8 protein-coding genes and 1 pseudogene are annotated in these 8,556 nt (G+C 67.0%); 7 read left to right on the top strand and 2 right to left on the bottom strand.

Translation table 11 applies throughout. From position 1 onward, the window contains the following. The 4 genes and pseudogenes from CRD59_RS07375 to CRD59_RS07360 all read left to right on the top strand — a co-directional run. A partial coding sequence (locus CRD59_RS07375; RefSeq protein ID WP_407923130.1) for an RCC1 domain-containing protein occupies positions 1-638 on the top strand: 638 nt, incomplete at its 5' end. A gap of 3 nt (positions 639-641) precedes the next feature. Then, a pseudogene (locus CRD59_RS08400) lies at positions 642-815 on the top strand (RCC1-like domain-containing protein); the annotation flags it as partial. Between the two features lie 12 nt (positions 816-827). Further along, positions 828-1,781, top strand: a complete 954-nt coding sequence (locus tag CRD59_RS07365; RefSeq protein WP_236632790.1) for an RCC1 domain-containing protein — start codon at positions 828-830, stop codon at positions 1,779-1,781. Positions 1,782-2,288: 507 nt separating this feature from the next. Beyond that, positions 2,289-2,561, top strand: coding sequence for a hypothetical protein (locus CRD59_RS07360; protein WP_127920980.1), 273 nt, complete (start codon positions 2,289-2,291; stop codon positions 2,559-2,561). A 183-nt stretch (positions 2,562-2,744) separates the two neighbouring features. Here CRD59_RS07360 and CRD59_RS07355 read toward each other — a convergent pair whose 3' ends face one another. Together CRD59_RS07355 and CRD59_RS07350 are read right to left on the bottom strand one after the other, a co-directional pair. Then, complete coding sequence (locus CRD59_RS07355) at positions 2,745-3,926, bottom strand: ATP-binding protein (protein ID WP_113854039.1); 1,182 nt, start codon at positions 3,924-3,926, stop codon at positions 2,745-2,747. 293 nt (positions 3,927-4,219) lie between these two features. After that, entirely contained in the window at positions 4,220-5,047 is an 828-nt protein-coding gene (locus CRD59_RS07350) for a 5'-methylthioadenosine/S-adenosylhomocysteine nucleosidase (RefSeq protein WP_113854038.1), read from the bottom strand. A gap of 316 nt (positions 5,048-5,363) precedes the next feature. Here CRD59_RS07350 and CRD59_RS07345 point away from each other — a divergent pair, with 316 nt between their 5' ends. From CRD59_RS07345 to CRD59_RS07335, 3 genes are all read left to right on the top strand, one after another. Next, positions 5,364-6,173, top strand: coding sequence for an ABC transporter substrate-binding protein (locus CRD59_RS07345; protein ID WP_236632789.1), 810 nt, complete (start codon positions 5,364-5,366; stop codon positions 6,171-6,173). A 202-nt stretch (positions 6,174-6,375) separates the two neighbouring features. Next, complete coding sequence (locus tag CRD59_RS07340) at positions 6,376-7,233, top strand: amino acid ABC transporter permease (RefSeq protein WP_113854036.1); 858 nt, start codon at positions 6,376-6,378, stop codon at positions 7,231-7,233. 71 nt (positions 7,234-7,304) lie between these two features. After that, positions 7,305-8,201 carry an amino acid ABC transporter ATP-binding protein gene (locus tag CRD59_RS07335; RefSeq protein WP_236632788.1) on the top strand — a complete coding sequence of 299 codons (897 nt, stop codon included), beginning with the start codon at positions 7,305-7,307 and terminating at the stop codon, positions 8,199-8,201. Positions 8,202-8,556: the final 355 nt, after the last annotated feature.

Here is an 8,556-nt window from a genome sequence, read left to right as displayed (position 1 = left end):
CCCCGCACCCCCAATGCCACGCCCGGCAACGCACCCCCAACCCCCCCCGCCGCCCCGACCCCCCACGCAACACCCTGCACATCACCCCACCCCCCAACCCCCCACTACCCCGCTTCACCCAGATCAGCGCAGGCTACTGGCACAGCCTGGCCATCGGCAGCGACGGCAACACCTACGCATGGGGAAACAACCAATACGGCCAGCTCGGCGACGGCACCACCACCAACAGCAACATCCCCGTGCGCGTGCACACACCCGCCGGCGTGCACTTCACCCAGGTCAGCGCAGGCGGCTTCCACAGCCTCGCCATCGACGACGACGGACACGCCTACAGCTGGGGAGAGAACGACTACGGCCAGCTCGGCAACGGCAGCAGCGACACCAACCCCCACCCCACACCCGTGCGCGTGACCGACCCGGCCGCCGATACCACCTGGACCACCATCAGCGCAGGCTGCTTGCACAGCCTCGCCATCGACAGCAACGGACACGCATACAGCTGGGGAAACAACGGCGCCGGCGCGCTCGGCAACGGCAGCAGCGACCCCATCAACAGCAACATCCCCCACCCCACACCCGCGCGCGTGACCGACCCGGCCCCCAACACCACCTGGACCACCATCAGCGCAGGCCAGTAGCACAGCCTCGCCATCGACAACAACGGACACGCATACAGCTGGGGAAAAAACAACTACGGCCAGCTCGGCAACGGCAGCAGCGACCCCATCAACAGCAACAACCCCCACCCCACGCCCGCGCGCGTGACCGACCCGGCCGCCGACACCACCTGGACCACCATCAGCGCAGGCGACTAGCACAGCCTCGCCATCGACAACCACGGACACGCATACAGCTGGGGACAAAACGTCTCCGGCCAGCTCGGCAACGGCAGCAGCGACAACGGCCCCCACCCCACGCCCGCGCGCGTGACCGACCCGGCCGCCAACACCACCTGGACCACCATCAGCGCAGGCGGCTGGCACAGCCTCGCCATCGACAACCAGGGACACGCATACAGCTGGGGAGGCAACAACTACGGCCAGCTCGGCAACGGCAGCCGCGACCCCTTCAACAGCATCATCCCCCACCCCACGCCCACGCGCGTGACCGACCCGACCCCCAACACCACCTGGACCACCATCAGCGCCGGCTACACCCACAACCTCGCCATCGACAACAACGCACACGCATACAGCTGGGGAGACAACAGCGACGGCCAGCTCGGCAACGGCAGCCGCGACTACAACCCCCACCCCACGCCCGCGCGCGTGACCGACCCGACCGCCAACACCACCTGGACCACCATCAGCGCAGGCTGGTACCACAACCTCGCCATCGACAACAACGCACACGCATACAGCTGGGGAGACAACAGCGACGGCCAGCTCGGCGACAACAGCCGCACCCAGCGCAGCACGCCCGGCCCCGCCGGCCTGCGCACCATCGCGGTCACCGGCATCACCCTCGACAGGAGCGACGCCACACCCCCACCCGCCTGGAACACCGGCAGCCACACCTGGGACACCACAGCACCGGCCCACCCCGCAGGACAGGTCACCGCCAACATCCACTGGACCCTAGGAGGCCAACCCCAACCCGACTACCCACTCACCTACACCTACCATCACTTCTACACCCTGCCCAAAGCCGGCAGCATACCCATCCAACGACTCAGCGGAGGCACCCTCCTACTCCTCACCACCCTGGCCGCCCTCACCATGACAGCCCACCAACACGCCCGCAGACACCAACCAGGCAGACACACCACCATCAGCGCCTAGAGCCTCAACACAGGACCCAGGAGGCGCCCCAACAAACCGTGGCCCGGCAGTCCCCTTGCTGCCGGGTCATCTCATATCCAATCCGCAACGAAACACACAGAAGCGCCCGACCGCGCTGGACGCGGGTGCCCCGGCCGGCAGTCGCCCCCTGCCCAAAACCGCAGACGAACTGCCAGACTGTCAACACCGGTCGAGAATGCCAGAGCCAAATCAGCCCATGTCGGAACCTCAGACCTAGAAACGAGCCGAAACCTCACTCCCCGAACAAGCCAACAACCAAGCCGAAGCCTCAGCCCCAGAACAAGCCGAAACCGAAGCCGAAACTAAGCCTCAATCCCTAGCCAGCCCCCCCCCCCAAAAACCGACCTCAGCCCGCAATCCCCCGCAGCAACCGGAGCGTGGCTCGCGCCGCGATCTGCGCCGCGAGCGCCGAGGCTGGCCGGGGAGCCGCCCGCCGACCTGTTCTACGGCAACGGCACCATCGCCAAGCGGCACACGCCCATGCCCGTGGGCGTGTCCAAAATCGTGGTCACCGGCATCAAATTCGACCAGACCGAAGCCGCACCCACCCCCAGCTGGAACGCGGGCAATGGCACCCGGGACACCAAGGCCCCCTCCCACACTGAAGGACAGGTCACCGCCTACATCCACTGGACCCCAGGCGGCGTCCCACAGGACGGCCACCCCCTGCCCTACCCTACTGCGCCTTCATTACCCTGCCCAAGGCAGGCGCAGTCCCCCTGCAACGCCTCACCGGAGGAACAACCCTCCTCCCGCTGACCACCCCGGCCGCTCTGACCTACGCCGGCCACCAACTCAGCCAGAAGCGAAGCACCCCCCGACAAGACCCACGACCGTCAGCGCCTAACCGCCTGACGCTCTCTCAACACCCGGCCCGACAGCCCCCACTGCCGGGCCGCCCCATATCCGAACCAGCAACCGGCAGGCAGCAGCAGGGCCGCCCTACTCCCTGAGCAGCCAGTTCTGGACGGTTCGCACACCTGCGCCCTTGGCGAGGAAGGAGCGCTCCACCCGGGAGACCACGAACCGCCGCTCGTCGGACACTCCCAGCGCATCGCCCACCTTGCCCAGGCTGCGCGCCCAGGAGCCGCGGTAGGTCTGTCCTGACTTGATCTCCACCAGTTCGGGCGACGCCGCCGCCGTGTAGTCCAGCAGGTCCACCTCCACCTTGTCCTCGTCCCGGTAGAAGTAGAGCTGAGGCTCCTTGCCCTGGGCCAGCCGCCGTTTCATGGTCTCGGCCACCACCAGGTTCTCGAACACGGCGCCCAGCTGCGGGCTCAGCAGCAGCTCCTCCAGGCTGGCGATGCCGAGCAGGTGGCAGAGCAGGCCGGTGTCGTAAAAATACAGCTTGGGCGTCTTGACCAGGCGCTTGCCGGCGTTCGCAAAGTAGGGTTCCAGCGCAAAGGTCAGGTAGGAGCCCGACAGTATGGAGAGCCATGCCTTGGCAGTGCGGGCATCCACATCCGCGTCCCGCGCCAGTAGCGAGTAGTTCATCAGACTCCCGGCCCGCAGCGCGCACAACCGCAGGAACTTGCGGAAACCGGTCAGGTTGCGCACATCCAGGTATCCGGCCACATCGCGTTCCACGTAGGTGGAGATGTAATTGCCGTAGAACAGGTCGGCGAGCAGGGGCTCCCCGGCCAGCCCCGGCGCCTTGTAGAGCCGCGGGTATCCGCCGCGCAGCATGAACTCGTCCGTGCTCACACTCGCGCTGCCATGCAGCTCCCGGTAGGACAGCGGCAGCAGCTTCAGCAGCCCCACCCGACCGGCCAGTGACTGCGAGATGTGTTTGGACATCAGGAAGTTCTGCGAGCCGGAGAGCACATACTGCCCCGGCTGGTCGCGCTCGTCGGAGGCCACCTGAATCATGGAGAACAGCTCGGGCGCGTACTGGGCTTCGTCGACGATGAGCCGGTCGGGCCGGCTGCGGATGAACCCCACCGGATCCTCCAGGGCGGACTCGCGCGTCTGCGGGTCCTCAAGGTTCGCGTATTCATAACCGGGGAAGGCCTGCCGCACCAGCGTGGACTTGCCGCTCTGCCTGGGGCCCGTGACCGACACCACCGGGAACCAGCCGGCCAACCGCTTGAGCAGCCCCTCCTGCTCCCGAGGTATGTTCGCCATCCGCCCCTCCTACCGCCGCTCCAACTCCATTTGCATACTTCCACAATCCTACAGTAGAGACTTCCATATTTCTACATTAGAAAGTTCCACCATCCTGCATTAGAAACTTCCGTAATCCTGCATCAGTGCCTGCTATAACCATCCGCTGCCTATGGGATCAACCACTCCCAGAGCCCTCCCCAATAATCGACCGCTCGCCAGGCAAGCGGCTTCTCACACCAAGCCCACAGCCGAGCGACCGGCCAATGCGTCCATTCATCGCTCGACCAAGTCCGCTTGGGGCCAGCGCTCGGTTAGCGGCTCAGGGCGCGGAGCAGGCCCAGGGTGACCTGGGCGGCGGCGTGGGCGGCGGCGGCGGAGGCGTCTTCGTGGGTGTCGAGTTCTTCGGGTGTCTGCCCGCAGGGGTTGCTGATGCCGCGCAGGCAGAGGAAGGGCAGACCGGCCCGGATGGCGATCTGGGCGGCCGGCGCCTCCTCCATGGCCTCGCCCTCGGCCTGGAAGCCGGCGACCAGGTCGCTCAGCACGGCCGGATCGGTGTTGAAACGGTCGCTGGTGGAGATGTTGCCGACCACGTAGTGGCTCGGGTCGCCCTGGGCCTTGACGCCTGCACCGGGTCCCGGCGCATGGACCCGCCCGTCCCAGGCGCCCGACGCGAGCAGTTCGCCCACGGCCGCGATTGGCTCCATGCCCAGCTCCTGGGCGGCCTGCCGGGCCAGCTCGACCAGCCGCCGGTCGGAAGGGAAGGCGGGCAGGTTGGGCGGGCATTGGGCGATCAGGTCGGTGTTGGTCTCCGCATAGTGCTGCTCCGCCGCGATGATCAGGTCGCCGATCTGCAGCCCTGGGTTGATGGACCCGGCGATGCCGGAGAAGAGCATGGCCTCCGGCCGGTAGTTGTCGATCAGGAACTGGCTGGCGGCGGCCGCGTTGGCCGCCCCCATGCCGCCCACGCAGACGACGAGGTCGAGCCCCCGGTAACGGCCGCGTGCCACACGCAGCCCCGGCAGTTCCCTGTGTTTGGGGCCGTCCATGGCTTGGATGATGCCCTCCGCCTCGATGGGCAGGGCGGTCAGGACGGCGATGGTGGATGGTGTGCGCTCAGTAGTGGTAGCTGTTGAGTCCATACCTGCGATCGTGGACCGGACCGCCGACAAGGACGCATGCGCGCAGGGCGCGGACCATCCAGCGAACCCTTCCACCTCTGGGCTCCGACGCCTTGGGCGGTTCTGGGAAAAAGAAAATGGCACGCCTGCCGATGAGGGTTTGTAGACCTCATCCTTTACGATGGGTCTTGCACCGTTCCAGCGGTGCGTTCATCATCCCATCAACCTACGCAATCAAACAGCTACCACACAGTTCATGCATTAGGAGATTTCGGGTATGACCCTCATCAGCAAGCAAAATGCCATTCGTTTTATTGTACCACTACTCAGCGCGGCGATGGTACTCGGGAGCGCCGGATGCGGTGCCGGTTCCTCCTCGGGCGCGGACGGCAAGACGGACCCCAAGGCCCTGACCCAGGAAACCATCCAGCCCGGAACCCTTACGATCGCTACCGATAACCCCTGCTACACCCCCTGGTTCATCGACAACAAACCCGAGAGCGGCCAGGGCTTCGAGTCCGCCATGGCTTATGCTGTCAGCGCAAAAATGGGCTTCCCCAAAGACAAGGTCAGGTGGACCCGCACCACCTACGCCTCGGCCATCGCCCCGGGCAGCAAGCAGTTCGACATGAACATCCAGGAGTTCACCATCTCGCCCGAGCGCAGGAACGCGGTGGACTTCTCCTCCGAGTACTACAAGCCCACGCTGGCCGTCCTGGTGCGCGGGGACTCCAAGTATGCGCAGGCCAAGTCGATCTCCGACCTGAAGGGCGCGGCGATCGGCGCCACGGTGGCCTCCGATGCCTACGTCTTCGCCAAGAGGCGGATCAAGGACGACATCAAGGTCTTCGATGACAACGTGGCCCTGGCCCAGGCCGTGGATTCCAAGCAGATCGACGCGCTCGTCATCTCCACGGTCATCGCGGTCAACATGCGCAAGACCCACCAGGTGACCGACGGCAAGGTGGTCGGCCAGCTGGCCGGCTCCACCAACGAGAACGGCATCGGCATCGTCCTGCCCAAGGGTTCGAAGCTCACCAAGGCCGCCAGCAAGGCCGTCGACGAGCTCAGAAGGGACGGCACGGTCCGCAGGCTCCAGGACCGGTGGCTCAAGGAATACACGACGGACGTGCCGGTCATCCACTGACCACGCCCAACCGCCCCCAAACCGACGGCGGACGCGGGCGGGGCCCCTCCCCAGCGGAACCCCGCCCCGCCTCCGTCATCCGGTCACCGGCCTCAAAAGCCCGGACCCCTTATGCCCTGCGCCGGGCCTTCCCATCGGAGCCCAGCGCCCCCACGGCACCCCCCTCAAAACCTTTCGTCACCCGAAACGGACCCATATCCTCATGGCTATTGCAATGGAATGCACCGTCAGCCCCATCCAGCGCGAACGCGACCGCTACCGCCGCCGGCAGGCCTGCAAGTCCACCCTCACCAGCGTCGGATCGACCCTCCTCCTCGCCGCCCTGGTCGTCCTGGCCCTCCACAACTCACCCGGCTGGCCCCATGTGCGCGAGACCTTCTTCTCCGGCCCCTACTTCATGGAATCACTGCCCAAGGTCTGGCAGGGAATCCTGCTGAACCTGCGGGTCCTGTGCTTCACCGCCCTGATCGTGCCGATCACCGCGACCCTCCTGGCCATGATCCGCATCAGCAGATCCCCGGTCCTCTTCCCCTTCCGCGTCCTTACGCAGGCCTTCACCACCCTCCTGCGCGGCATCCCCATGATCGTCCTGCTCTACCTGATCGGCTTCGGCGTGCCGGGCCTGGGCGTCTTCGGCGGCATCTCCCCCACCGTCCTGGGCACGGTCGCCCTCATCGTCTCCTACTCCACCTTCACCTCCGAGGTGCTGCGCGCCGGATTCCAGGACGTGCACCCCTCCCAGCGCGCCTCGGCCCGCGCCCTGGGGCTCACCTCCGCCCAGACCATGCGCCTGGTCGTCATCCCCCAGGCCCTGCGCAAGGTGGCGCCGGCGCTGATGAACGACTTCATCGGCATGCAGAAGGACGTGGGGCTGATCTCGGTGCTGGGCGCGGTCGACGCGGTGCGCGCCGCCCAGATCGAGGTGGCCGCCTCCTACAACTTCACCCCCTACATCGTGGCTTCGGTGCTCTTCATCTGCGCCTCCCTGCCCTTCATCCTGTGGAACGACTGGTACACGGCCAAGCTGCGCAAGCGCGAGCTGAGCGCGGGCACGGTATGAGCGGGCAGACGGCAATCGGCGCGGATGGAACGCCGCAAACGGCATATCGACGGCGGGAAAGAGAGGAGACCATGATGATGACCAAGTCCAGGCGGGTCCATGCACGCCCCACAAGCGGGACGTCCATGGCGGCGGGGCAAACCGAGCGGGCAGGGAGGGCGGAGACACCGGCCGGCCCGGCGACGGCACCGGTGCTTCCAGCCAGTCCGGCGCCCCGGCCGGGCGGGCGGCCCGAACCGGTGCTGCGCCTGGAGGACGTGCGCAAGTCCTACGGCACTAACCAGGTCCTCAAGGGCGTCTCCTTCCAGGTGCGCGCCCACGAGACCGTGGCCCTGCTGGGGCCGTCCGGCTCGGGCAAGTCCACGCTGATGAAGTGCGTCAGCCTGCTGGAGGAGGTGGGTGACGGGCGGATCTGGCTGAACGGCACCGACATCACCGACCCCCACGTCAACCGTGACCGTTGCCGGGCGCGCATCGGCGTCGTCTTCCAGCAGTTCAACCTCTTCCCCCACATGAACGTACTGAGGAACGTGACCCTTGGGGCCATCAAGGTGCACGGCATGCCCAAGGCGCAGGCGGAGGAGCGGGCCCTGGACCTGCTGGACCGCATCGGCATGCGCGCCAAGGCTTCGGCCTACCCCGACCAGCTGTCCGGCGGCCAACAGCAGCGGGTGGCGATCTGCCGGGCGCTCATGGGCGAACCTGAACTCCTCCTGCTCGACGAGATCACCTCCGCCCTGGACCCCATGCTGGTGGGCGAGGTGCTGGCCATGGTCACGGAGCTCAAGTCCCAGGGCACCACGATCCTGATGGCCACCCACGAGATGTCCTTCGCCCACGACGCCGCCGACCGCATCGTCCTCCTGCTCAACGGCCGCATAGCCCAGGACGGCACCCCGCGTCAGGTGATGGACGAGTCCCAGAACCCCGCTGCCAAGGAATTCTTCAGCCACTTCCGGGGGCTGTGAGCGGCCGGGTCGGCCGGTTGTGGTCATGCCCGGGACACCCCCCGGCGTCTGGCCCGCGGGCCGTCCAGGCCGGCGCCTCCGACTCCGGGTCGGCCACGCTGCTATACTGGCAGCATATCGCGCCCACGGCCACGGTTGGGGAACCGGATTCGCCGGCGCGCACCAGGGGAACCACAACGGAAGCGCACGCCACGGCACAGGCCGGGCGAGCCCGCCTCCCGTTCTCGCATCTTCGAGGAGCCGACACCACCATGCGCCACACCCGCACACGCCGCACCACCGCCACCGCACTGGCCATGACCCTCGCCATCGCCACCATCGGGGGGGGGGGGGCAGCCCGGCAGGCGCACGCCAA

The sequence above is a fragment of the Bifidobacterium xylocopae genome, from assembly GCF_003315615.1.
In the GTDB taxonomy this organism is placed as follows: Bacteria; Actinomycetota; Actinomycetes; order Actinomycetales; family Bifidobacteriaceae; genus Bombiscardovia; species Bombiscardovia xylocopae.
Note: the sequence above shows the minus strand (reverse complement) of the source record. Positions and strands in the feature narration are given on the sequence as shown.